The organism is Amycolatopsis mediterranei (assembly GCF_026017845.1).
GTDB classification, from domain to species: Bacteria; Actinomycetota; Actinomycetes; order Mycobacteriales; family Pseudonocardiaceae; genus Amycolatopsis; species Amycolatopsis mediterranei.
Map to the genome: position 1 here is coordinate 169,853 of NZ_CP100416.1, position 22,619 is coordinate 192,471.

General features: G+C 71.1%; 22 protein-coding genes. 12 read left to right on the top strand and 10 right to left on the bottom strand.

Annotated elements, in window-relative coordinates; genetic code table 11:
• Positions 1-190 precede the first annotated feature (190 nt).
• Positions 191-1,123, bottom strand: coding sequence for a type I pantothenate kinase (gene coaA / locus ISP_RS00825; RefSeq protein ID WP_013222129.1), 933 nt, complete (start codon positions 1,121-1,123; stop codon positions 191-193).
• 112 nt (positions 1,124-1,235) lie between these two features.
• Positions 1,236-1,856 carry a macro domain-containing protein gene (locus ISP_RS00830; protein WP_013222130.1) on the bottom strand — a complete coding sequence of 207 codons (621 nt, stop codon included), beginning with the start codon at positions 1,854-1,856 and terminating at the stop codon, positions 1,236-1,238.
• A gap of 98 nt (positions 1,857-1,954) precedes the next feature.
• On the opposite strand from ISP_RS00830, the gene pheA reads away from it, so the two are divergent.
• The 3 genes from pheA to ISP_RS00845 all read left to right on the top strand — a co-directional run bounded on the left by pheA (position 1,955) and on the right by ISP_RS00845 (position 4,236).
• Positions 1,955-2,863, top strand: a complete 909-nt coding sequence (gene pheA / locus ISP_RS00835) for a prephenate dehydratase (RefSeq protein WP_013222131.1) — start codon at positions 1,955-1,957, stop codon at positions 2,861-2,863.
• A complete protein-coding gene (locus ISP_RS00840) occupies positions 2,860-3,477 on the top strand; it encodes a histidine phosphatase family protein (protein ID WP_013222132.1) in 618 nt (205 codons plus the stop codon). The genes pheA and ISP_RS00840 overlap by 4 nt, the downstream gene beginning before the upstream one ends.
• A 117-nt stretch (positions 3,478-3,594) precedes the next feature.
• Positions 3,595-4,236, top strand: coding sequence for a DUF4232 domain-containing protein (locus ISP_RS00845; RefSeq protein WP_013222133.1), 642 nt, complete (start codon positions 3,595-3,597; stop codon positions 4,234-4,236).
• A 22-nt stretch (positions 4,237-4,258) separates the two neighbouring features.
• On the opposite strand, the gene ISP_RS00850 is transcribed toward ISP_RS00845, so the two are convergent.
• The 4 genes from ISP_RS00850 to ISP_RS00865 form a co-directional block, all read right to left on the bottom strand.
• Positions 4,259-4,735, bottom strand: coding sequence for a hypothetical protein (locus tag ISP_RS00850; protein WP_013222134.1), 477 nt, complete (start codon positions 4,733-4,735; stop codon positions 4,259-4,261).
• Positions 4,736-4,774: 39 nt separating this feature from the next.
• The gene (locus ISP_RS00855; protein ID WP_013222135.1) at positions 4,775-6,022 is read right to left on the bottom strand and encodes an MFS transporter; all 1,248 of its coding nucleotides are present in this window, start codon (positions 6,020-6,022) and stop codon (positions 4,775-4,777) included.
• A gap of 101 nt (positions 6,023-6,123) precedes the next feature.
• Positions 6,124-6,474 carry a metallopeptidase family protein gene (locus ISP_RS00860; protein ID WP_013222136.1) on the bottom strand — a complete coding sequence of 117 codons (351 nt, stop codon included), beginning with the start codon at positions 6,472-6,474 and terminating at the stop codon, positions 6,124-6,126.
• Entirely contained in the window at positions 6,474-7,502 is a 1,029-nt protein-coding gene (locus ISP_RS00865) for a septum formation family protein (RefSeq protein WP_013222137.1), read from the bottom strand. The genes ISP_RS00860 and ISP_RS00865 overlap by 1 nt, the downstream gene beginning before the upstream one ends.
• A gap of 199 nt (positions 7,503-7,701) precedes the next feature.
• On the opposite strand from ISP_RS00865, the gene ISP_RS00870 reads away from it, so the two are divergent.
• From ISP_RS00870 to ISP_RS00885, 4 genes are read left to right on the top strand one after another with little or no spacing between them, the layout of a single operon-like run.
• On the top strand, positions 7,702-8,301 hold the full coding sequence (locus tag ISP_RS00870) for a hypothetical protein (protein ID WP_230468674.1): 600 nt from the start codon (positions 7,702-7,704) through the stop codon (positions 8,299-8,301).
• On the top strand, positions 8,302-9,468 hold the full coding sequence (locus tag ISP_RS00875; RefSeq protein WP_013222139.1) for a glutathionylspermidine synthase family protein: 1,167 nt from the start codon (positions 8,302-8,304) through the stop codon (positions 9,466-9,468).
• 44 nt (positions 9,469-9,512) lie between these two features.
• The gene (locus ISP_RS00880) at positions 9,513-9,965 is read left to right on the top strand and encodes a DUF350 domain-containing protein (protein WP_013222140.1); all 453 of its coding nucleotides are present in this window, start codon (positions 9,513-9,515) and stop codon (positions 9,963-9,965) included.
• A 39-nt stretch (positions 9,966-10,004) separates the two neighbouring features.
• A complete protein-coding gene (locus tag ISP_RS00885; RefSeq protein WP_014466516.1) occupies positions 10,005-10,910 on the top strand; it encodes a haloalkane dehalogenase in 906 nt (301 codons plus the stop codon).
• 339 nt (positions 10,911-11,249) lie between these two features.
• Here the strand turns inward: ISP_RS00885 and ISP_RS00890 are convergent, their stop codons facing one another.
• Positions 11,250-12,542 (bottom strand): aspartate aminotransferase family protein, encoded by a 1,293-nt coding sequence (locus tag ISP_RS00890; RefSeq protein WP_013222142.1) that lies wholly within the window; start codon positions 12,540-12,542, stop codon positions 11,250-11,252.
• Positions 12,543-12,660: 118 nt separating this feature from the next.
• On the opposite strand from ISP_RS00890, the gene serS reads away from it, so the two are divergent.
• Both serS and ISP_RS00900 read left to right on the top strand, forming a co-directional pair.
• Positions 12,661-13,923, top strand: coding sequence for a serine--tRNA ligase (gene serS, locus ISP_RS00895; protein WP_071831496.1), 1,263 nt, complete (start codon positions 12,661-12,663; stop codon positions 13,921-13,923).
• Between the two features lie 64 nt (positions 13,924-13,987).
• Entirely contained in the window at positions 13,988-14,989 is a 1,002-nt protein-coding gene (locus ISP_RS00900; protein ID WP_013222144.1) for a DUF3558 family protein, read from the top strand.
• Here the strand turns inward: ISP_RS00900 and lhgO are convergent.
• Positions 14,986-16,173, bottom strand: coding sequence for an L-2-hydroxyglutarate oxidase (gene lhgO, locus ISP_RS00905; RefSeq protein WP_013222145.1), 1,188 nt, complete (start codon positions 16,171-16,173; stop codon positions 14,986-14,988). The two genes, ISP_RS00900 and lhgO, sit on opposite strands and share 4 nt — an antisense overlap.
• 78 nt (positions 16,174-16,251) lie before the next feature.
• Between lhgO and ISP_RS00910 the strand changes: the two genes are divergently transcribed.
• A complete protein-coding gene (locus ISP_RS00910; protein ID WP_013222146.1) occupies positions 16,252-16,860 on the top strand; it encodes a TetR/AcrR family transcriptional regulator in 609 nt (202 codons plus the stop codon).
• The gene (locus ISP_RS00915) at positions 16,857-17,342 is read left to right on the top strand and encodes a nuclear transport factor 2 family protein (RefSeq protein ID WP_013222147.1); all 486 of its coding nucleotides are present in this window, start codon (positions 16,857-16,859) and stop codon (positions 17,340-17,342) included. Before ISP_RS00910 ends, ISP_RS00915 begins: the two co-directional genes overlap by 4 nt.
• A gap of 22 nt (positions 17,343-17,364) precedes the next feature.
• Here the strand turns inward: ISP_RS00915 and ISP_RS00920 are convergent, their stop codons facing one another.
• Positions 17,365-18,225 (bottom strand): helix-turn-helix domain-containing protein, encoded by an 861-nt coding sequence (locus ISP_RS00920; RefSeq protein ID WP_037374223.1) that lies wholly within the window; start codon positions 18,223-18,225, stop codon positions 17,365-17,367.
• Positions 18,226-18,234: 9 nt separating this feature from the next.
• Positions 18,235-21,336 carry a BTAD domain-containing putative transcriptional regulator gene (locus ISP_RS00925; RefSeq protein WP_013222149.1) on the bottom strand — a complete coding sequence of 1,034 codons (3,102 nt, stop codon included), beginning with the start codon at positions 21,334-21,336 and terminating at the stop codon, positions 18,235-18,237.
• A gap of 127 nt (positions 21,337-21,463) precedes the next feature.
• Here ISP_RS00925 and ISP_RS00930 point away from each other — a divergent pair, with 127 nt between their 5' ends.
• A complete protein-coding gene (locus ISP_RS00930) occupies positions 21,464-22,597 on the top strand; it encodes a DegT/DnrJ/EryC1/StrS family aminotransferase (RefSeq protein WP_049878081.1) in 1,134 nt (377 codons plus the stop codon).
• The last annotated feature ends 22 nt before the right edge of the window (positions 22,598-22,619 follow it).

Below are 22,619 nucleotides of genomic sequence, written 5' to 3' on the forward strand. Positions count from 1 at the left end.
GGCGGGCGCGCCTCGGCCGATCGGCCGGATTCCGGAGCGGAGAGTCGCGAGCCCGCGACAATTCGTGGCCGCGCACTCGCTCAGTGTGCGAATGCGCGGCATGTGGGTGACGCGGTGCGTGACTGTGACCTCTGGGCTTCGCCCCAGGCCGGGGGCTCCGCCACCCGGAGCCCCCGATGAGTCGAGCGGGTCAGAGCTTGCGCAGGCGGACCCGGTTGATGGCGTGGTCGCAGTCCTTGCGCAGCACCAGCGTCGCCCGCGGCCGGGTCGGCTTGATGTTCTCCATCAGGTTCGGTTCGTTGATCGAGTGCCACAGGTGCCGCGCCTCGGCGCGGGCCTCGTCGTCGGGCAGGCCGGCGAAGTGGTGGAAGTGCGATGCCGGGTCCGCGAACGCCGTGTGCCGCAGTTCGAGGAACCGCTCGACGTACCAGCGCTGGATGTCGTCGGTGTGCGCGTCGACGTAGATCGAGAAGTCGAAGAGGTCGGATACCATCAGCCGCGGCCCCGGCTGCAGCACGTTCAGGCCCTCGACGATCAGGATGTCCGGCTGCTGCACCACCTGCTCCTGGCCGGGCAGGATGTCGTAGGCCAGGTGCGAGTACACCGGCGCGGCGACGCGCTCGGCGCCCGACTTGACCTCGGTGACGAACCGCAGCAGCGCGCGGCGGTCGTAGCTCTCCGGGAAGCCCTTGCGGTGCATGATCCCGCGCCGCATCAGTTCGGCTCGCGGGTACAGGAAGCCGTCGGTGGTGACCAGGTCGACGCGGGGGTGGTCCGGCCAGCGGGCGAGCAGCGTGCGCAGGAGGCGGGCGGTGGTCGACTTGCCGACCGCCACGCTCCCGGCGATGCCGATCACGAACGGGACCTTCGTGCCGCGGGAATCGTCACCGAGGAACGTCGTCGTCGCTTCGTAGAGCCGCTGGCGCGCGGCGACCTGCAGGTTGATCAGGCGGGACAGCGGGAGGTAGACGTCGGCCACCTCGGCCAGGTCGACCTGCTCGCCGAGGCCGCGCAGCCGCAGCAGCTCGGCCGCGGTCAGCGGCAGCGGAGTCGAACTCCGCAGTTCTTTCCATTGTTCCCGGTGCAGCTCGACATACGGGCTGAGTTCGCGGACCCGGGTCATCGCACACTCCTCCGTCGCCTGCGCTGGCGGGGCGTTTCACCTGCGTGTTCAACGGTAGGGCTTGCGGCCGGTTAAAGCGCTGTGACGTAGTCCACGCCCCATCAGGGGTTGATCACCGAGCGTCACGATTTCCGAAGACTTCGTCCCACGCCGCGGCGACCTGCCGGGCGCAGGTCGCGGGGGCGACGCCGCCGACGCCGGTGCCGAGACCCGGCATCGCGATCGTGTGGACGAACTCCCGCACCGGCCCGTGGTCGAGCCGGCCGTCGCGCCAGGTGAGGAACACCGCGCGGGCGGCGAGGTAGGGGTGGACGGTGTCGGCGGGCAGCAGTTCGCCGGGCTCCCGCATGGTCGGCGCGCTGATCAACCACGCCGGTTCGGCTTCGCCGGTCGGCACCACCACGGCGTCGCCGATCGGCAGCTCGCCGCCGTGGAACGCCAGGACGGCGCTGCGGACGCTCTGTTCCACGCCCGGGAACGCCCGCGCGTAGACGGCGTCGATGCCGCCACGCATCCAGCCGTAGGAGTTGGCCGGGCTGACCACCGCCTGCGCGACGACGTCGAGCACCGACCCGCGGTGCACCCGGACCCGGCCGGCCAGCTTCTGCGCGGCGGCGGTCCAGGCATCGGCGAGTGGTTCATCGACGGCGCACAGCACCAGCTCGGGTGCGCGGGGGGCGACCTGCGGCTTGGCGCCCTCACGTCCGGCGTGCGTGCCCGATTCGGCGGTCACGCCCTCAGCATCGCAAAAAATGCCACCCGGCGTAACCGGTTCCCGTACCGGCTGTCCGAGTGAATGTCGCCACGGCCGGGCCCCGTAGCCTGGGGGCTGTGTCACGGATCGCATACTTCGGCCCCCGAGGGACCTTCACCGAACAGGCCGCGCGGGTGCTCGCCCCCGGCGAAGAACTGATCCCGGTCGAGACCATCAGGCAGGCGATGACGGCCGTCCGCGAGGGCGCGGCGGACGCCGCCTGCGTCCCCATCGAGAACTCCGTCGAAGGCGTGGTGCCCGCCACGCTCGACGCGCTCAGCGAGTCGGCGCCGCTGGTCGCCGTCGCCGAGACCATCCTGCCGATCCACTTCAGCGTGCTGACCCGGCCCGGGAACCCGGAGATCCGCACCGTCGCCAGCCACCCGCACGCGCTGGCCCAGGTCCGCGAGTGGCTCGACGCGAACCTGCCGGGCGCGAACGCGGTGGCGTCGTCGTCGACTTCCGCCGCCGCGGTCGGCGTGCTGGAGGGCGACTTCGACGCGGCGGTCTGCGCCCCGGTCGCGGTCGAGCACTACGCACTCGACGTGCTGGCCACCGAGGTCGCCGACGTCACCGACGCGGCCACGCGGTTCCTGCTGGTCCGCCGACCGGGCGAGCTGCCGGAGCCGACGGGCGCGGACCGCACGTCCGTGGTCGCCGCGGCCGCGAACCGCACCGGCACGCTCGCCGAACTGCTCACCGAGCTGGCCAGCCGGGGTATCAACCTGACCCGGCTCGACGCCCGGCCGACGCGCAGCAACTTCGGCGAGTACCGCTTCTTCATCGACTTCGAAGGCCACGTGGCCGAGCCCCGGGTCCTCGACGCGCTGACGGCGTTGCGCCGGCACTGCCGCAACCTGCGGTTCCTCGGCTCGCACCCGCGCGCCGACGGCGTCCCCACCACGATCGAGCCCGGCTTCGGCAACGACGACTTCCTCGAAGCGGCCGCGTGGGCCGACGCCGTCCGCAAGGGGGCCCAGGCGTGAGGCTGCTGCTCATCCGGCACGGGCAGACCGACGGGAACGTCCGCGGCGCGCTGGACACCGCCCTGCCCGGGCCGCCGCTGACCGACCTCGGCCGGCGCCAGGCGACCGATCTCGCGGCGCGGCTGGCGGAGGAACCGCTGGTCGCGGTGTACGCGTCGCAGGCGACGCGCGCCCAGCAGACGGCGGCGCCGCTGGCGGCGCGGTTCTCCGTGGACGTGCAGGTCGTCGACGGGGTGCACGAGGTCGTCGCGGGTGACCTCGAAGGGGCGACGGACCACGCGTCGATCCGGACGTACATGGACACGGTCCGGCGCTGGACGCTCGGCGAGCTGGCGCCGTCGCTGCCCGGCGGCGAGAGCGGCACGAGCGTGCGCACCCGGATGCTGGACGCGGTCGGCCGGCTGCGCGCCAAGCACGAGCAGGCCGATCCGGACGGGGTGATCGCCCTGGTCAGCCACGGCGGCGCGATCCGGCTGACCGCCGAATGGCTGGCGCCGAACGTCCACGCGGACGTCGCCAACGCGGCCCTGATCCCGAACACCGGTCTGGTGGAGCTGGTGGCGCAGCCGGACGGTCGGTGGCGCTGCCTGACCTGGGTCGACACACCGCTCTGAAGACCCCGAACGTGTGATCCTGTCACGTTTAGAACACGTCCGGTGGGGAATTTACGAGAGCAGCCAACCCGCCCGCGACCCGGTACGTCTACCCAGTAGCACCACACCAGGGAGGCGATGGACATGAAGCTTTCACGGTTGTTCCCGGTCGTCGCGGCTTCGGCGGGCGCCCTCGCGCTCTCCGCCTGCGGCGGGGGCGGCACCACGAACGCGGCGAACAGCTCGACGCCGTCGACTTCGGCGACGCCGACCGCCACCACCACGGTCACCACCGCCACGCCGAGCCCGACCTCGACGCCGGTCGCGCCGCCGCCCGCCGCCCAGCCCGCCGACGACGGCCTGTGCAAGTCCGGGGACGTCAAGCTCTCGCTCGGCCAGGGCGATTCGGGCGCCGGCTCGACGTTCCGGCCGCTGCTCATCACGAACTCCGGCGGGAAGCCCTGCACCATCCAGGGGTTCCCCGGCGTGTCCTATGTGGCCGGTTCGGACGGGCACCAGGTCGGCAAGGACGCCTTCCGCGAAGGCACCAAGGGCAACGCCGTCAAGCTGAACCCCGGCCAGACCGCGGCCGCCGACATCCAGTTCGTCAACGTGCGCAACTTCGACCCGGGCACCTGCCAGCCGACGCCGGTCAAGGGCCTGCGCATCTACCTCCCGCAGGAGACCGCGTCGAACTTCGTCCCGGCCGACGGCACCGGCTGCGCCGGCACGAAGATCCCGGGCAACCAGCTCGCGGTGAAGACCGTCCACCCCGCCTAGCCCGGACCCGCTCCGCCGCCGGTCAGATCCGGCCGCAGATCTCCTTGGCCTCGGTCAGGTGCCGCTGGCCGGAGATGTCGTTGAAGTGCAGGCTCAGCACCATCCGGCTGACGCCGTCGATCTGGTCGGCCAGCGGCTGGTAGTTGGCGTTCACCTGGGCGGCGGCCGCGGCCAGCTCGCGCGCGGCCACCATCCGGTGCAGCCGCTCCGAGCTGAGCCCGGGTGTCAGCGCCGGCTGTGCGTCCCGGCTCGTGTCGGGCAGCTCGCCCACGCGGTCGAGCGCCTGGCACGCCGCGACGGCGTCTTCGAGTGCGCCGGCGTGCACTCCGGACAGTCCCCACAGGAGCCCGAGCACGCCGCCGCCCAGCAGGAACCCGGCCACCGCGCACACCACCAGCAACCGGCGTGCCGGCGGGGGCGGTTTGGACTCGGACTCGGCCGGAGACTCGTCGAAGTCGGGATCGGCGTCGGTGCCGGTCCCCGGGTCCACGGTGCGCATGACTGCCTCCTCACCACCTGGGTGAGGAGCTATTTCAGCTCACAAACCCGGATCGTGGTGGGTCAGCGCCGCGGCTGAGTCCGATTCGTCACCGAGCCGGCCGCGCCGCAGCGTCCCGAACGCGAACGCGGCGATCGCCAGCATCGCCGCGCCGGACACGACGAACGTCCGCGCGGCCGAGCCGAGCCGCTCGGTCAGCACGCCACCCAGCAGCGCGCCGAGCGGGATCGCGCCCCAGACCACCGTGCGCCACACCCCGAGCACCCGGCCGAGCAGCTCGCCGGGCACCAGCGTGTGCCGGGCCGTCGCGAGCACGACGTTCACCGCCACCACCGCCGCCGCGAACAGCCCGAACAGCGCCGCGCCCGCGACCGGCGAGCGCACCAGGCCCATCCCGCCGAAGCCGAGGCCGCAGCAGACGATCCCGCCGGTGACGACGGCGAGTCGGCCGGCCGCCCGCACCAGCCGCGGGGTGACGCCGGCGCCGAGCAGGCCGCCGATCCCGCCGACGAAGGCGAAGAACCCGAAGGTCGCGTCGGACAGGTGGAGGTCCTCCAGCGCGTACAGCACCAGCTGCGCCTGCGCGAGTTCGCTGACCAGGCTGAGCAGCCCCGCGACGACGACCAGCCGCAGCAGCAGCGGGCGCCGGCGCAGCCAGCGCAGGCCGTCGGCGAGCTCGGTGCGGAGTTTCGCCGGCTCGACGGGCGCCTCCGCCTGGCCGCGGTAGGTGCCGGCCAGCCCGAGCAGCACCGCCGCCGCGATCGCGAAGCCCACGGAGTTGAGGATGAAGGGGAAGGCGGCGAAGAGCGCGAAGGTCAGGCTGCCGACCGGGCCGCCGAGGAACGTCTGGCCGACGATCTCGCAGGCCTGCAGCTTGCTGTTGGCCGCGTCGAGCGAACCGTCGCCGACGACCGCCGGGATCAGCGCGTTCGCCGCGCTGTCCGCGATCGTCTCGGCCGTCCCGATGATCAGCGCGGTCAGGTAGACCAGCCAGATCGTCATGCCGCCGGTGGCGACGAGCACGGCCAGCACGCCGACCGCGGCGGCCCGGGCGGTGTTCGCGACGATCATCGCGCGACGCCGGTCGATCCGGTCGACCAGCGCACCGGCGACCGCGGCGAACAGCAGCCAGGGCAGGAACTGGGTGGCGGACAGCCCGGCGATGAGCACCGGATCGCGGGTCAGCGTCGTGGCCAGCAGGGGCAGGGCCACCTTGCCGATGCCGTCCCCCAGGTGGGACGCCGCGCTCGACGTGAGCAGCCACGTGAGTCTTCGCGCGTTGACCATCGGGGCCCCCGGCACAGGTCGCAGTCACCCAATGACTTCGGGTAACAGGATAAGGGGGTGTCGCCTGATTGTGTGGTAACGGTGTTACTACTAGTGCGAGCTCAGCCCCAGCCGAGCTCGTGCAGCCGGGCATCGTCGATGCCGAAGTGGTGACCCAGCTCGTGCACGACGGTGATCAGGACCTCCTCGACGACCTCGTCCTCGTCCTCGCACATGGCGAGGATCGGCTGCCGGTAGATCGAGATCCGGTCGGGCAGCACCCCGCCGTACGACGACGTCCGCTCGGTCAGCGCGATCCCGTGGTAGAGCCCCAGGATGTCCGGCGCTTCGTCGTTGAACTCCTCGACGAGCACGACGACGTTGTCCATCGCGCGCGCGAACTCGGGCGGCACCTCGTCGAGGGCTTCGGAGACCAGCTCTTCGAACTGCTCGCGGCTCATCTCGACGGGCATCAGCCGCCCTGCTTCGCCGTCGACGGGGCGGGGTTCGGCGTGGCCGCGCCACCGCCGCCGTCCGACGGCGGGCCGCCGTCCTGGGGCTGGCCGCCGTCCGGGGCCGCCGGGGCGGCCTTGACGCTGCCGGTCACCGCCTGCAGGCCGCTCTTGTCCGGCAGCACCGAAGCCACCTTGCAGTTGACCTTGGTCGAGCCGGCGTCCCAGCTCTCCTGCTCCCGCAGGTCCCAGGTCAGGATCACTTTCTTCGCCTCGAGGTCGGCGCCACCGGTGTAGTCGGCCGCCGCCTTGGTGCACTCGGTGTCGAGCCAGGACTTCTGGTTGTCCTGGGCGGGGTAGCCGTCCTTGAAGTTCGTCTTGAGGTCGAGGGTCGCGATGATCTCGTACGAGTGCGGCTTCGCGCAGTCGATCGGATCGCCGACGCCCTTGCCGCGCAGCGCCAGGCAGGTGCCCGGCTCGAAGACCAGCGACTGGTCCTGCTCCTTGGCCGGCCCGGTCGTCGGCAGCAGCTTGCCCCCGGGGGCCGCCCACTGCAGGCCGCACCGCAGCTGGCGGTCGCCGTCCTCCCACTGTGACGGCGTCGGGCGGAGCAGGTTCGTCGTGAGCTTGCCGTACGGGTCGAGCTTGTGCCCGAGGTACGGCTTCACGTCCGCGGTGCACTTCTGCTGCGCGATCTGCTGCCACTGGTCCAGCGACGGGACCGGCGCGCCCGCCGGGTACTGGGCGCCGATGTCCACGAGCGTGGTCACCTCGAACAGGTGCGGCTGGGTGCAGGCCACCTTGCGCGCGTCGCTGGCGTCCGGGTTGTCCCAGGTCAGGCAGCTGCCGGGCGGGGAGTGGAACGCCTCCTGGGCCGCGGCGGACAGCTTGCCGGCGCCGCCGCCGGCCCCGCCGATGACGCCGTCGCTCCAGGAGAAGACGACGCTGAGCGCGAGCGCGATGAGCGCGCCCGCGAAGATCCCGCCCATCACGACGCGGGTGCGCAGCGTCTGCGTGGCGGTGGGGAACCGATCGGCGCTGGGAGACATCGCAGTCCATGATGCCCGCGCCGCGCATGACGTGCGCGGTCCGGGTGTTGCTGATGCGGCCAAAAGCAGGCCGACCCCCCTCCGGCGGCACGTAACTTTGGTCGAAAAAGCAGTTCGGCCGTGACTGTGGTCGGATCAGCAACAATCGGCACAGTAGGGTGGTCACGGTTTCGCGGTGGCCGGTGATTACGGAGCGCACATGACGCAGGACAACAATACTGGGGACCAGCCGCCCCCCGAGCCGCCGAAGCGCGGCTCGATGAGGTTCCAGGACTCGAACACCCGTCCCAAGGAGCCCTCGCTCGCCGAGCAGCGAGCCCGCCAGCAGGCGCTGGTCCAGGAGGAGCGCGACGAGGAGCTGGCCCGCCAGGCCGACGCCAAGGCGGCGACGCGGCGCAAGATCCTGATCGGCAGCGGCGTCACGGTCGGGCTCGTCGGCCTGGTCGCGACGTTCTACACCGTCGCGAAGCCGACCGAAGTCACGGCCGTCTGCACCGACTCGAACGGTGTCGTCCAGAACGACGACAACTGCGACGAGAACTACGTGACCAGCCACGGCGGCCACGTCAGCGGCGGCTTCCTGTTCCTCCCGATCGGGGGCGGCGGCTTCAACAGCTACCGCTACAACTACGGCGGCTACGGCACGATCGGGCAGCGCGTGTCCGGTGGTTCCTACGACCCGCCGTCGACGCGCGCCAACGTCACGACGAAGACGGGCAAGTCCGTCCAGCGCGGCGGGTTCGGCATCAGCGGCAAGAGCGGTGGCACCGGCGGCAGCGGCAAGAGCGGGGGATCGTAGGTGTATCGCGACCGGCGTGAGCCGCGGCGAGACTGGCAGCGGATCGTCGAAGAGCAGGGACTCGTCTACGGCACGCCGGCCCGCGACAGCAGCGGCCGGGTGCGGCCGTACTGGGACGAGTCCGTGCACTACGTCTTCGACATGGACGAGGTCCTCTCGCTCGAGGCCGACGTCGAGCTGCTGCACTCGATGTGCCTGGAGGCCGTCGACAACGTCGTGACGACCGAGGGCTACCAGCGGTTCGGCATCCCCGAGTGGGTCTGGCCGCACATCGCCGAGTCGTGGAAGCGGCAGGACCCGCACGTCTACGGCCGGTTCGACCTGCGCTACGACGGCAAGTCGCCGGCGAAGCTGCTCGAGTACAACGCGGACACGCCGACCACGCTGCTGGAGGCGTCGCTGCTGCAGTGGCACTGGAAGACCGACGTCTTCCCGGACGACGACCAGTGGAACTCGATCCACGAGAAGCTCGTCGAGCGGTGGTCTTTCCTGCGGGACAAGCTGCCGTCCAACGAGCTGCACTTCACCTGGTCGGCGGCCGACCCGAGCGGCGAGGACAACGTCACCACGGCGTACCTGCAGGAGACCGCGGCCGAGGCCGGCCTCGACACGGTGGGCCTGGCGATCGAGGAGATCGGCTGGGACCCGGTGCTCAAGCGGTTCGTCGACCTCGAAGAGCAGCAGATGGCGACCGTGCTGAAGCTGTACCCGTGGGAGTGGGTGGTCGACGAGGAGTTCGGCCGCCACGCCGTCGAGTCGCTGCCGCGGACGCTGTGGATCGAGCCGCTCTGGAAGATGATCCTCTCGAACAAGACGCTGCTGGCGATCCTGTGGGAGAACTACCCGGGCCACCCGAACCTGCTGCCCGCGTTCGCCGACGACCCCGGCATCCTCACCGAGTACGTCCGCAAGCCGAAGCTGGGCCGCGAGGGCGCGAACGTGCAGATCGTCGCGACCGGCTACGAGACCCAGACCGACGGCGTCTACGGCGCCGAAGGCTTCGTCTACCAGGCGTTCGACCCGCTGCCCGAGTTCGACGGCTACCGGCCGGCGCTCGGTGCGTGGATCGTCGGCGACAGCTCCGCCGGGCTGGGCATCCGCGAGACCGGCGGCCTGGTCACCGACGACGGCGCGGCATTCGTCCCACATCGCATCGTCGAGTCGTGATACAACACCGTCGCTGATCAGCTCTTTCCCCTGGGAGACAACTCGTGAACACGACCCTTGCGCTGTCCGACACGTTCGGCTCCGACCTCGTGCGGGGGATCGGCGCGATCCTGCTGTACGGCGTCATCGGCCTGCTGCTGATGTTCGCCGGCTTCTACGCGATCGACTGGACCACGCCGGGCAAGCTGTCGAAGCTCGTGCACGCGGGCCTGCCGAACGCGGTGATCGTGACCGCGTCCGGACTGCTCGCGATGTCGTTCATCGTCGTCGTGGCGATCTTCAACTCGGCGAGCGACCTGACGGAGGGCTTGATCACCTCGCTGGTCTACGGCCTCCTCGGGATCGCCGTCCAGGTCATCGCGGTCCGGCTCCTGGAGTGGGCGACCCGCATCGACGTGGCCTCGACCATCGAGAGCGAGAAGTTCGCTCCGGTGAGCGTCGTCGTCGCGGCGGCGCACATCGGCCTGGGCCTGGTGGTGGCGGTCGGCATCTCCTGAGCGTGGCTGTGATCGTCCGTTCGCACTAGCGTGGGGATCGTGCGCCTGCTGAGGACACCGGACGACCGGTTCACGGACCTGCCCGACTTCCCCTTCGAGCCCCATTACGCCGAACTCGACGATCCGCACGACGGCCGGATCAGAGTCGGCTACGTCGAGGCAGGCCCGGCGGACGGCCCGGTGGTCCTGCTGCTGCACGGCGAGCCGAGCTGGTCGTTCCTGTACCGCAAGATGCTGCCGGTACTGGCGTCGGCCGGGCTGCGCGCGATCGCCCCGGACCTGGTGGGCTTCGGCCGGTCCGACAAGCCGGCGAACCAGGCCGACCACACCTACGCCCGGCACGTCGAGTGGATGCGCGGGTTCGCGTTCGAGGCGTTGGACCTGCACGACGTGACGTTGGTCGGCCAGGACTGGGGCGGCTTGATCGGGCTACGGCTGGTCGCCGAGCACCCGACGCGGTTCGCGCGGGTGGTGGCGTCCAACACCGGCCTGCCGAGCGGCGACCACGACATGCCGGCGGTGTGGCACGCCTTTCGCGAGGCCGTCGAGAAGGCGCCGGTGCTGGACGTCGCCCGGTTCGTGCAGTCGGGGTGCCGGTCATCGCTGTCGGACGCGGAGCGGGCGGCTTACGACGCACCGTTCCCGAACGAGTCGTACAAGGCCGGTCCGCGGGCCATGCCGGGGCTGGTGCCCTACCGGCCCGACAACCCGGCGACGGAGGCCAACCGCGCGGCGTGGAAGACGCTGACCGAGCTGGAGATCCCGTTCCTGGTGGCGTTTTCCGACGGCGACCCGATCACGGGCGCCCTGGCCCCGATCCTGCAGCGCTCGATGAAGGGCGCGCAGGGTCTGGAGCACCCGGTGATCGCCGGGGCGGGCCACTTCCTGCAGGAAGATGCGGGCGAGGAGCTGGCCGAGCACGTGGCGAGGTTCGTGCGGGGCTGACTGAGCAGGGACTGAGACTCCTACCGGGGGAGTCGGACTCGCTTCTGCCGCGGAAGAAGCCGTTCTAGAACCCGCGGCAGGCTTTCTGCCGCGGCAAAAGCAAAAGATTGTCCTCGCCGGACGGGCAGGCTCTGGGATGACCACCCCTTCTCGCTGCCCCCTCACCTTCTCGAGGTGGGCCGCTGGGTGGTCATCCCGTCGCCTGATCGAGGCCTATCACTTTGAGCCGGGCCCGCAAGCCTGCGCTGGCACCTCGCCTTGCGCTCTGTGTTGCGGGCCCGGCTCAAAGTGATTTCACGGCCTCAGGCGACGGGATGACCACCCCGCTCCTTTATTGGGTCAGCTCAGCGCTGCGTGCGTTGCCGCCAGTGCGTCGACCAGGATGTCCAAACCCTCCTGGGCTTCCTCCGCTGTCAGCGTCATCGGGGGGCCCAGGCGCAGCACGTTGCCGTGCAGGCCGCCCTTTCCGATCAACAACCCGCGCTTCTTCGTCTCCTCCAGCATCCTCGCCGCCGCGGCCACGAACGGCTCGGTGGTCCCTGGCTTGATCAGCTCTACCCCGATCATCAGCCCCTTGCCGCGGACCTCTGCCACGATCGGCGACTCCGCCGCCCGCAGGCCCGACAGCAGCTGAGCTCCCCGGGCCGCGCAATTGGCCTGCAGGTCGTGGTCCTTGATGTAGTCCAGGACCGCTGTTGCGCCGGCCATCGAGACCGGGTTGCCGCCGAACGTCGAGAACGACTGGGCCTGGAAACAGTCGAGCACGTCGCCTCGGGCCACCACGCCTCCGACCGCCAGGCCGTTGCCCAGGCCCTTGGCGAACGTCATCATGTCCGGGGTCACGCCGTGCGCCTCGATGCCCCAGAAGTGCTCGCCCGTGCGGCCCCAGCCCGTCTGGACCTCGTCCGAGATGAACAGCACCCCGTACTCGTCCAGGACCTCCTTCATCGCCCGGAACAGCCCGTCCGGCGGCAGGCTGAAGCCGCCCACCCCCTGGATCGGCTCGGCGATCAAGCACGCCACGTCGCCCGCCGTCGCCGTGTCCAGGACGTCCACCAGGTCCGCGACGCACGCGTCGATGTAGTCCGCGTCGGACATGGTGCGGAACGGGCTGCGATAGCGGTAGCCGCCGTGGACGTAGCTGACCTTCACCGGGCTGAGGGACGATGCCGACCAGCCGCGGTTGCCGGTGATCGCGACCGTGGCGAACGAGCGCCCGTGGTACGAATTTCTCATCGCCAGCACCTGGTTGCTGCGGCGGTACTGCGTCGCCAGCATCAGCGCCGTGTCGTTGGCCTCGCTGCCCGAATTCGTGAAGAACACCTTGGCGTCCGGGATGTTCGACAACTTGGCGATCCGCTCGGCCAGCTCGACCTGGGACCGGATCAGGTAGAGCGTCGACGTGTGGAGGATGCCCGTGTCGAGCTGCTTGCGGACCGCGTCGCCGATCTCGGCGACGTCGTAGCCCATCGAGTTGGTCAGCACCCCCGCGAAGAAGTCCAGGTACGTGCGCCCCTGGGAGTCGGTCATCCGGCGGTCGTGCGCGTGCACGATCTCGATCGGCTCTTCGTAGAGCAGCGACATCCAGGACGGCATGACAGCGCGGTGCCGGGCGAGCAGCTCATCGGTCATCGGGGCGCCTCCTCCGTGTTTCCTGGAGTATGGGGACGCCGTGAACAGCGCTTCAACGATCAGACTGTCGGGATAACCCAGTAGGGCCGCACAGTCTGTACGGACTACCCTCTGACCCGTGATTGACCCCAGGACTCTGCGCGATGACCCGGAAGCCGTGCGCGCGTCGCAGCGCGCTCGTGGTGAAGACGAGGGAGTGGTCGACAAGCTGCTCTCCCTCGACGCCCGGCGCCGGTCCTCGATCGCGGCCGCCGACAAGCTGCGCAACGAGCAGAAGCTCCTGGGCAAGCAGATCCCGAAGGCGCCGCCCGAGGAGAAGCAGCAGCTCCTGGCCACGGCCAAGGAACTCGCCGCGCAGGTCAAGGCGGCCGAGGTGGAGCAGAACACCGCGTCGGAGGAGTTCGACCAGCTCTTCCGGACCGTGCCGAACCTGGTCCACCCGGATGCGCCGGTCGGCGGCGAAGACGACTTCACCGTGGTCAAGCACGTCGGCGAGCCGACGAAGCTCGGCTTCACCCCGAAGGACCACCTCGAGCTGCTCGAAGCGCTCGGCGGCGTCGACATGGAACGCGGCGCGAAGGTCTCGGGCTCGCGGTTCTACTTCCTCACCGGCGTCGGCGCGCAGCTGCAGCTCGGCCTGCTGAACATGGCCATCGCGCAGGCGCTCGAGAACGGCTTCACGCCGATGATCACGCCGTCGCTGGTCCGCCCGGAGATCATGGCCGGCACCGGCTTCCTCGGGCAGCACTCGAGCGAGATCTACCACCTCGCGGACGACGACCTCTACCTCGTCGGCACGTCGGAGGTGCCGCTGGCCGGGTTCCACGCCGACGAGATCCTCGACCTGAACGACGGCCCGAACCGCTACGCGGGCTGGTCGTCCTGCTACCGCCGCGAGGCCGGCTCGTACGGCAAGGACACCCGGGGCATCATCCGCGTCCACCAGTTCGACAAGGTCGAGATGTTCGTCTACGCCAAGCCGGCGGACGCCGAGGCCGAGCACGAGCGGCTGCTCGGCTGGGAAGAGCAGATGCTCGCGAAGATCGAGGTGCCCTACCGGGTGATCGACACCGCGACCGGCGACCTCGGCACGTCCGCGCACCGCAAGTTCGACTGCGAGGCGTGGATCCCGACCCAGGAGACCTACCGCGAGCTGACCTCGACGTCCAACTGCACGACGTTCCAGGCCCGGCGCCTGGCGATCCGCTACCGCGACGACAACGGCAAGCCGCAGATCGCCGCCACGCTCAACGGGACGCTGGCCACCACCCGGTGGATCGTCGCGATCGTCGAGAACCACCAGCAGGAGGACGGCTCGGTCCGCGTGCCGGAGGCGCTGCGCCCGTTCGTCGGCGGCAAGGAAGTCCTCACGCCTCGCTGAATCGGTTGGATCCGCGGTGCTGCTCCGTTCGTCCCAGTACAGTCCGGGCCGAACGGGAGGACTCATGCGCAACAGGTGGCAGGTCGCGGCGGCGCTGGCGGCCGTGACCGTGGTGACCGGCTGCACGGTGACGGTCGGCGGCTCGGCGTCGCCGGTGCCGGGTCAGGGGCCGGTCGCCCAGGCCGTCGATGCCTGCACGCTGCTCGACCAGGCGCAGGTCGACGCCCTCGGCTACCAGTCGCCGGGCCGTTCGGTGCCGGAGAACAAGGAGCGGCTCCAGCCGCCGATGTGCCTCTGGAACTCGAAGGACGACATCGAGCCGTCGGCCGTCCTCAACGTCGGCCTCGCCTCGGACATGGACTTCAACGAGTACATCTCCGGCGCCGTCAAGAAGTCCGAGCCGCAGCCGGTCGGCGGGCTGAACTGGACGCAGTACGCGTCGATCCTGCCCGACGACTGCGCGTTCTACGCGCTGCTCGGCGCCAAGTCGTTCGCCTACGTCAGCGTCTCGGCAGGCAAGCTCGACAGGTCGTGCGAACTGGCGAAGACCGTGATCCCGCAGGTCGCGGCGCACCTGCCGGGCGGCCAGGACGCTCCGCCGCTCACACCGTCGACGTCGGCGAAGCCCGAGCCGGGCGGCCCGCTGCTGTCGGCCGACCCGTGCGCGGCGCTGAAGCCCGAGCAGGTGGCCCAGCTCAAGGACATCTCGCCGACCGGTGAGAAGGACACCTCGTCCACGGTGCCGAACGCGTCGTACTGCCTCTGGGACGACACCGACGGCGACGGTGGCCAGAAGGCGTTCGAGGTCTGGTTCGGCCCCAGCACGCCGGTCGGGGAGTGGCCGGGCGCGAAGGGCGTCAACCCGGCCGAAACCGTCGACGTCGGCGGCCGCAAGTGGGGCCTGTTCCCGAACATGGGCGGCCTGCGGGTGACCTGCGGGGCGACCCTGGCGATCACCGACACCTCGTCGGTGCAGGTGGTCAGCGGGTTCATCGGCGACGAGGCGAAGACCTGTGACCTCGTGAAGCAGGGCCTGCCGCTGGTGACCGCGAACCTGCCCGGTTAGCCCTCGGAAACCTGGTCCGCGATGTGGCGCGCGATCTCCAGCGCGCTCGTCGCGGCCGGCGACGGCGCGTTCAGGACGTGCACCTGATCGCGCGCGGTCTCGATGAGGAAGTCGTCGACGAGCGAGCCGTCGCGGCGCATCGCCTGGGCGCGCACGCCGGAGCCGTGGCGGACGATGTCGTCCTCGGTGACGGCCGGCACGAGCCGCGCGAGGCTCGCGGCGAACCGCTTCTTGGAGAACGAGCGGCGGACCTCGTCGAGGCCGGTCGGGAACGCGTACTTGCGCGCGAGCCGCCAGACGCCGGGGAAGGCGGCGACCTCGGCGACGTCCTTGGCGGAGAAGTCGCCCCAGCGGTAGCCCTCGCGGCGCAGCGCGAGCACGGCGTTCGGGCCGGCGTGCACGCTGCCGTCGAGCATGCGCGTGAGGTGCACGCCGAGGAACGGCAGCGTCGGGTCCGGCACGGGGTAGATCAGGCCCTTGACCAGGTGCCGCCGGTCCGGCTTGAGCTCGTAGTACTCCCCGCGGAACGGCACGATCTTCGCGGACGGCGTCAGCCCGGCCAGCCGCGCGACGCGGTCGGAGTGCAGGCCGGCGCAGTTCACGAGCGCGTCGGCCTGGACGACGTCGTCGCCGGTCGCGACCTCGACCCCGCCGTTGCTGCCGGCTCGGATGGCCACGGCGGGGGAGTTCAGCCGGAGGTCGACACCGGCTTCGTCGAGCAGCCGGACAAGCGCGTGGCAGACGGCCGGGAAGTCGATGATCCCGGTGGATTCGACGCGCAACGCGGCGACGCAGGCGACTTCGGGCTCGTACTCGCGCGCTTCGGCGGGCGAGATCTGCTTGGCCGGGACGCCGTTGGCCTCGGCGCGCTCGGCGAGCGTGTTCAGCGCGGGGATTTCCCGCTCGTGGGTCGCGACGACGAGCTTCCCGCACACCTCGACGGGCACGCCGTACTGCCGCGCGAAGTCCACGATGGACCGGTTGCCGGCGACGGACATCCGCGCCTTGAAGGAGCCGGGCTTGTAGTAGAGCCCGGCGTGCACGACGTTCGAGTTGTGCCCGGTCTGGTGTGCCGCCCAGCGGGATTCCTTCTCCAGGACGGTGACGTCCAGCCCGCGTCTGGTCAGCTCCCAGGCCACGGCCAGACCGACGATCCCGCCCCCGACGACTACGACGTTGCGCACGGTCGATCAGGCTACGCGAGTCTTCGCAGGTAGTGTTCCTGGCGTTACCTAACGTCGGTCAGGTAAGGTACCTAACCGATGTCAGGTAAGCGGTTGACGAGGGAAGCGCGGCGCGAGCGGATCCTCGCGGCGGCCGGTGAAGTGTTCGCTTCGTCGGGCTACGACGCGGCCGGCATGCGGGAGGTCGCGGCGGCCGCCGGGATCAGCACACCGGTGCTCTACGACCACTTCCCGGCGAAGGCGCAGCTTTACGCGGCCCTCCTGGAGTCCGAAGTGGACGGATTGCTGACCGGCTGGGCCGCGCTGCCGGCCTCGGACGATCCGGAGGTCCTGCTGCGCAGCCGCGTTTCGGCGATCTTCCAGTGGATCGAGGCGAACGAGCGCGGCCGGCGGATGATCTTCGCGGAGGCCCCGTCGGACCCGGCGGTGGCTGCGGTGCACCGCCGCGGCCAGGCCCGCGCGACGGACCGGCTGGCGTCGCTGTTCCACGGGGTGCCGCTGGAGCTGACGTCCCGCATCCCGCGTCCGCTGGCCGACGAAGTGCTGGCGGAAGCGTGCAAGAGCGCCCTCAACTCGATCGCGACGTGGTGGTGGGACCACCGCGAGATCCCGCGCGACGAGGTGGTGGCGCTGACGGTCGACCTGCTGTGGCGCGGGCTCGCCACGCTGATCAAGGGGGAACGATGAGCACGGAGACCTACCGCCGCGCGGCCGAAACGCGCGACGTCGAACTGGCGATGACGGCGTTCGCGCCGGACGCGGTGCTGCATTCGCCGCTGACGTCCCGGGTGCGCTTCACCGGGCATGCCGAGTTGAGGCCGCTGATCGAGGTGGCGTACCGGCACTTGGAGGACATCAGTTTCCACACGGACGTCGGCGACGCGCGGACCCGGGTGGTGGTCTACACCGCCCGCATCGGCGGCGAGCCGATCGAGGAGGCGACGCTGGTGCGGCTGAACGACGACGGCCTGATCGAGGAGGCGACGCTGTTCGTGCGGACGTTGCCGGGGTTGGTGGCGTTGATGGACCGCTTCGGGCCGGACCTCGCTCGCGAGAACGGCCGCCCGGTGGTGGCGCGGGTGCTGGGGGTGTTGGTGAAGCCGCTGCTGGCGATGGTGCGGTCAGGGGACCGGCGGGCGGTCCCGCTGGTCAGCGGCCGAGGTGCGTGACGAAGGCCCGCCAAGCGTGCTGCTATTCGCCGGCCAGTGCTGAGAGCTCAACGCCTTCGATTTCATCGGCGAGCCGGGCGATGAACGCGGTGGATTCGGTCGCGCTCATAGCAAGCGCACGGAGCTTTTTGAGCCCGGCTCGGTACACCCCCACATCGTGACCGTCGAGAACGAATGCTCCGCAGGACAGGTGTTCAAGGTAGACCACCGAGGTGCCGTCGGTCAGCGAATACAGGAGGAACGGTCCGGCCAGGCCGGGATGCCAACCACACGCGGCCGGAACCACCCGCAGGGTGACGGACCGCGTGGATTTCTCGATCAACGAATGCAGCTGGTCGAACATCGTGGTCGGGGTGCCGATCCGGTCGCGCAAGGCGGCCTCACCGATGATCGCCTCGAAGGTGCGATCGGCCGCGAGCATCTCCGCGCGCTTCATGCGCAAGGCGACCTTTCGATCTACCTCCTCCGCAGTCCTGCCGTAGGCGGTGAACATTGCGCGGGCGTAGCCCGGAGTTTGAAGCAAACCGGGAATGCCCATGGGCGACCATTCGACGATGGACTTCGCCGCCTTCTCGCATTCGATCACCGCGGCGAGCTGCATGCCGGCCGCGCCATAGGTGATCCAGCCCGGCTCCGATGCGCCTCTGGTGAGAGCGAGGATCCGCTGCTTCCGGTCACCGACCACCCCGAGTGCACCGAGAATGGCTGTCACGTCCTCCAACCGCGGATTACGCAGGCCGTACTCCCACTGGCTGAGCAGCTGGAAGTGGATCCCGATCCGCCGCGCCAGCTCTCGCAACCCGCAGCCGGCGTCCGTACGGACCTCGCGGATCGCGGCCGCGAGGGTTCGTGCGCGCGGGGTGACCGTGTCCGTCTTCGGCATGGTGGCAATTTACGTGTCCGAACTCGTGGACACCTCGCCCTCGATCGAGTGCTCCAGCGCCTTCTGCGCGCTCATCCCCAGCCCCGTCCGATACGCCCGCTCGAACCCGTCCACGCCCAGCGACGCCACCAGCCGCCCGCGGACCGCCGTTACGTCCGGGCCGCTGATCTCCGTCCCCCGGATCGCGGCCGCCGCGCCCAGCAGCACCGCCGCCGGTGCGGGCTGCGCCGCTCCCGCCAGGCCCTCCAACGCGAACGCCACCACGTCACTCGCGTTCCACTGGCGTCCGATCAGCACCGCCGAGCGATGCAACGAGACCGCCGATGAACGATCGCCCTCCGCCAGCGCCAGCCAGCCCAGCGCGATCAGCGCCGTCGCGCGGACTGTCTCCGACGAGAACGAACCTCCCGGGCATTCCGCCAGTGCGCGCTCGCACAGCTCCCGCGCCGCGGCCAAGTCGCCCGAGAGCCGGGCCAGGTTCGCCGAGCCGACGTACGCCGCCGCGCGGGATTCCGGCATGCCCGAACGGCGGGCCGTGGCCGCCGCCAGTTCGTAGTCCGCGCGGGCTCTCGCGTGGTCTCCCGACAGCAGGTGCGTCCACGCGCGGCGGCAGACCAGATCCGCGACGTCGTCCGTCGCGCCGATCTCGTGCATCAGGCCCAGCGCCTCGTCCATCAGCGGCAACGCCGCCGCGTACTCGCCGCGCCAGGTCAGCAGCTGGGACAGGTGATCGAGGGCCATCGACAGGCCCCACCGCTCGCCCAGCGCGCGGAACTGCGCCGCGCCCTCGCGCAGGCCTTCCTCCGCGCCGGCCAGATCACCCGACATCATCGCCCGCAGCCCCTTGCCCATCGGCAGCAGCGCCCAGCCCCACGCGTCACCGGCGGCCAGAAGGCCGTGGCCGAGCCGCTCGGCGTCGTCGCCCGGCGGCCCCGCCACCACCCCCAGCAGCATCACCAGCATCGGGTTGCGGGGCGCCCACGAACCGTCCGTCGCGTACCGGCGGACCAGCGGCAGGTACTGCTCCAGCGACTCGTGCCGCTGCCCGGCCAGCGCGCCGAGCACGCACACCAGGAACTCCTCGGCGTACTCCTCGCGCAGCTCGGGCGAGCACCGCGAGACCACGGCCAGCGACAGCCCGGCGCCCTCGAACCGCCGCCCGCGCATCCACCAGTACATCGCCAGCGACGGCACCAGCCGCAGCGCCAGCGCGACGTCGTTTTCGGTCGACCAGCGCAGTGCGGCCAGGATGTTGTCGTAGTCGGCGTCGATCCGCGCCAGCCACTCGAGCTGCTCCGCGGTCCGCAGCATCGGGTCCGCTTCCGCGGCGAACCGCAGGAAGTACTCGGCGTGCGCGCGGTGGAACTTCTCCGCTTCGCCCGCTTCGGCGAGCTTCTCGCCGCCGAACGCGCGGATCGTCTCCAGCATCCGGAACCGGCCGCCGACGGCTTCCACCAGGGACTTGTCGGCCAGCTCCGGCAGCAGGTCGACGTCCGCGCCGCACACCTCGGCGGCGGCCGCGGCGGTCGCGCCGCCGGAGAACACCGCGAATCTCCTGGCCAGCGAACGTTCTTCGCCGGTCAGCAGGTCCCAGCTCCACTCGACGACTCCGCGCAGTGAGCGGTGCCGGGCCGCGGCCGTCCGGCTGCCGCGGGCCAGGAGCCGGAAGCGGTCGTCGAGCCGGGCCGCGATCTCGCCGAGGTCCAGGGTCCGGACGCGGGCCGCCGCCAGCTCCAGGGCCAGCGGGAGGCCGTCGAGAGCCGCGCAGACGTGCTGGACGTCGCCGATCGTCGATTCGTCGAGCGCGAACGCGGGATCGCTCGCGGCCGCGCGCTCGGCGAACAGCCGGATGGCCGCGAACGCCGAGGCCTGCGCGGCCGCCGTCCCGGGCGGCGGGACGGCCAGCCGCGGCACCGGCGCCAGCTGCTCGCCGGTGATGCCGAGTGGCTCGCGGCTGGTGGCCAGCACCCGCAGCCCCGGGCACGCGGCGAGCAGGCGCGCGGCCAGCCGGGCCGCCACGTCGACGACGTGCTCGCAGTTGTCGAGCACCAGCAGCACCGGGCGGTCGCGCAGCGCCGGCACCAGCCGCTCGACCGGGTCCTGAGGGCCGCCGCGCGAGCTCTCGCGCAGGCCGAGCGCGGCCAGCACCGCGCCGGCGACGTCGGCGCCGCCGTGTGGGGCGAGCTCGACGAACGCCACCGGGCCGGCCTGGGCCGCGGCGACCTCGATCGCCAGCCGGGTCTTGCCGGTGCCGCCCGGGCCGGTCAGCGTCACGAGCCGGGCGCGCGCCAGCAGCTCCGTCACCTGCCGCAGCTCGGCGTCGCGGCCGACGAAGGTGGTCAGCTGGGCGGGCAGCGCCGGCAAGACCGGCTTCTCGGTTTCGCCCCGAAGCACCGCGAGGTGCGCTTCGGCGAGCTCGGGGCCGGGGTCGGCGCCCAGTTCGTCGGCCAGCGTCCGGCGGGCGTCTTCGAACGCGGCGAGCGCGTCGGCCGGCCGTCCGGCGGCGGCCAGCGCGCGGACGAGCTGCGCGCGCGGCCGTTCCCGCAGCGGCTGCGCGGCGACGGTCTCCCGCAGGCCGGCGAGGACGTCTTCGGCCTGCCCGAGCGCCAGCCGGGCCTCGACGTGGTCGTCCGCGGCGTCCGCGCGCAGCTCCTCGAGCCGGGTGGCCTGCGTGGCGGCGAAGGGCGCGTCCGCCAGGTCGGTGAACGCGGGCCCGCGCCACAACGCCAGCGCCTCACCCAGCACCTCCGCGGCCCGCCCGTGCTCGCCGTTCTTCAGCAGCGCGCGGCCGGCCCGGGTGAGCCGTTCGAAGCAGTGAACGTCCACTTCGTCCGGTGCGACGGCCAGCCGGTACCCGGCCGCGGTGAACTCGACCGGCGCGAGGTCCTTCAGCGCCGTCCGCAGCCGCGACACCTGCGACTGGAGGGCGTTCGCGGCGCCGTCCGGCGGGTGTTCGCCGTACATGCCGTCGATCAGCCGTTCGGCCGGGACGAACCGCCCGGCGTCGAGCGCGAGCAGCGCCAGCAGCGTCCGCGACCGCGGGCCGCCCACCGCCACCTGCGTGCCGTCCGGGCGCCACGCGGCGACGGCCCCCAGCACCCCGAATCGCATGGACCCCAGCGTAGGACGTCCCCGACCTGGGGGAAGCGTCACTCCACATGCGAGTTCGGCGTGGGGCTGTGAATCACCTGAGTGAGCGTCTATACACTTCGCCGGGTCCCCACGCAATGGGAGAGGTATGTCGCCCGAGAGCATTGCCCTAGGTCAACCCACCGTGGGCGAAGAGGAGCTCGCTGCCGTCGCCGAAGTGTTCCGGTCCGGCTGGCTGGCCGGCGCGGGTCCGGCGTGCCGCCGCTTCGAGGAGCGCTTCGCCGAGGTCACCGGCACGGCGCACGCCTTGACGACCGCGAACTGCGGTTCGGCGCTCTTCCTGGGGCTGAAAGTCCTCGGCGTGCAGCCGGGCGACGAAGTGATCGTCGGCGACTACACCTTCCCGGCGACCGGCCACGCCGTCGTCCAGGCGGGCGCGAAGCCGGTGTTCGCCGACATCCGCCCGGACGTCTTCAGCGCGGACCCGGCGCACGTCGAAGCCCTGATCACCCCGAAGACGGTCGGCATCCTCGCGGTCGACGTCGCCGGCCAGCCCGGTGACTTCGACGAATACCGCGCGATCGCCGGCAAGCACGGCCTCTGGCTCTTCGAGGACGCCGCCTGCGCCGCGGGGGCGACGTACAAGACGCGCCCGGCCGGCAGCCTCGCCGACCTCGCCGCGTTCTCCTTCCACGGCCGCAAGGGCATCACCGCGGGCGAAGGCGGCGCGCTGGTCTCCGACCGCGAAGACCTCATCGCGCACGCCCGCAAGCTGCACACCTACGGCATCGAGCCGGCGATCAGCCGCGAAGGCTCGGACACGCTGCCCATCCCGGAGTTCCACGAGCTCGGCTACAACTTCCGCCTGTCGGACGTCCAGGCCGCGATCATGAACGTCCAGCTCGACCGCCTCCCCGACCTCCTCGCCGCCCGCCGTTCGGTCGCGAAGCGCTACCACGAGGCGTTCGACGACGTCGATGCGTTGACCGTCCCGGTGGCACTGTCCGATCGGGAGCACCCGTGGCAGGCCTACCTGCTCACGGTGGCGCCCGCGGTCAGCCGCGACACGGTCGCCATGCGCATCCGCGAACAGGGCGTCCAGTGCAACTTCGGCACCTACGCCTCGCACCTGCAGCCGATCTACGGGCCTCAGGCCCCGCTGCCCGTCTCGGCCGACGCGTTCGCGCGTCAGCTCGCCATCCCGATGCACGCCAACTTGACCGACGCGGAAGTCACCCGCGTCGCCGAGGTCGTGCGCGAAGCCGTGCAGTCCCTGTCCTGAAGCCGCCGACCGAGGAGAAATT

Excerpts from the sequence above, each read along its gene's own strand:
- ISP_RS00855 (WP_013222135.1), bottom strand. The coding sequence starts at position 6,022 with ATGGTCAACGCGCGAAGACTCACGTGGCTGCTCACGTCGAGCGCGGCG.
- ISP_RS00930 (WP_049878081.1), top strand. The coding sequence starts at position 21,464 with ATGTCGCCCGAGAGCATTGCCCTAGGTCAACCCACCGTGGGCGAAGAG.
- ISP_RS00865 (WP_013222137.1), bottom strand. The coding sequence starts at position 7,502 with ATGTCTCCCAGCGCCGATCGGTTCCCCACCGCCACGCAGACGCTGCGC.
- ISP_RS00910 (WP_013222146.1), top strand. The coding sequence starts at position 16,252 with ATGTCAGGTAAGCGGTTGACGAGGGAAGCGCGGCGCGAGCGGATCCTC.
- ISP_RS00845 (WP_013222133.1), top strand. The coding sequence starts at position 3,595 with ATGGACATGAAGCTTTCACGGTTGTTCCCGGTCGTCGCGGCTTCGGCG.
- ISP_RS00890 (WP_013222142.1), bottom strand. The coding sequence starts at position 12,542 with ATGACCGATGAGCTGCTCGCCCGGCACCGCGCTGTCATGCCGTCCTGG.
- ISP_RS00870 (WP_230468674.1), top strand. The coding sequence starts at position 7,702 with ATGACGCAGGACAACAATACTGGGGACCAGCCGCCCCCCGAGCCGCCG.
- ISP_RS00920 (WP_037374223.1), bottom strand. The coding sequence starts at position 18,225 with ATGCCGAAGACGGACACGGTCACCCCGCGCGCACGAACCCTCGCGGCC.
- ISP_RS00915 (WP_013222147.1), top strand. The coding sequence starts at position 16,857 with ATGAGCACGGAGACCTACCGCCGCGCGGCCGAAACGCGCGACGTCGAA.
- ISP_RS00925 (WP_013222149.1), bottom strand. The coding sequence starts at position 21,336 with ATGCGATTCGGGGTGCTGGGGGCCGTCGCCGCGTGGCGCCCGGACGGC.
- ISP_RS00900 (WP_013222144.1), top strand. The coding sequence starts at position 13,988 with ATGCGCAACAGGTGGCAGGTCGCGGCGGCGCTGGCGGCCGTGACCGTG.
- ISP_RS00860 (WP_013222136.1), bottom strand. The coding sequence starts at position 6,474 with ATGCCCGTCGAGATGAGCCGCGAGCAGTTCGAAGAGCTGGTCTCCGAA.
- ISP_RS00850 (WP_013222134.1), bottom strand. The coding sequence starts at position 4,735 with ATGCGCACCGTGGACCCGGGGACCGGCACCGACGCCGATCCCGACTTC.
- coaA (WP_013222129.1), bottom strand. The coding sequence starts at position 1,123 with ATGACCCGGGTCCGCGAACTCAGCCCGTATGTCGAGCTGCACCGGGAA.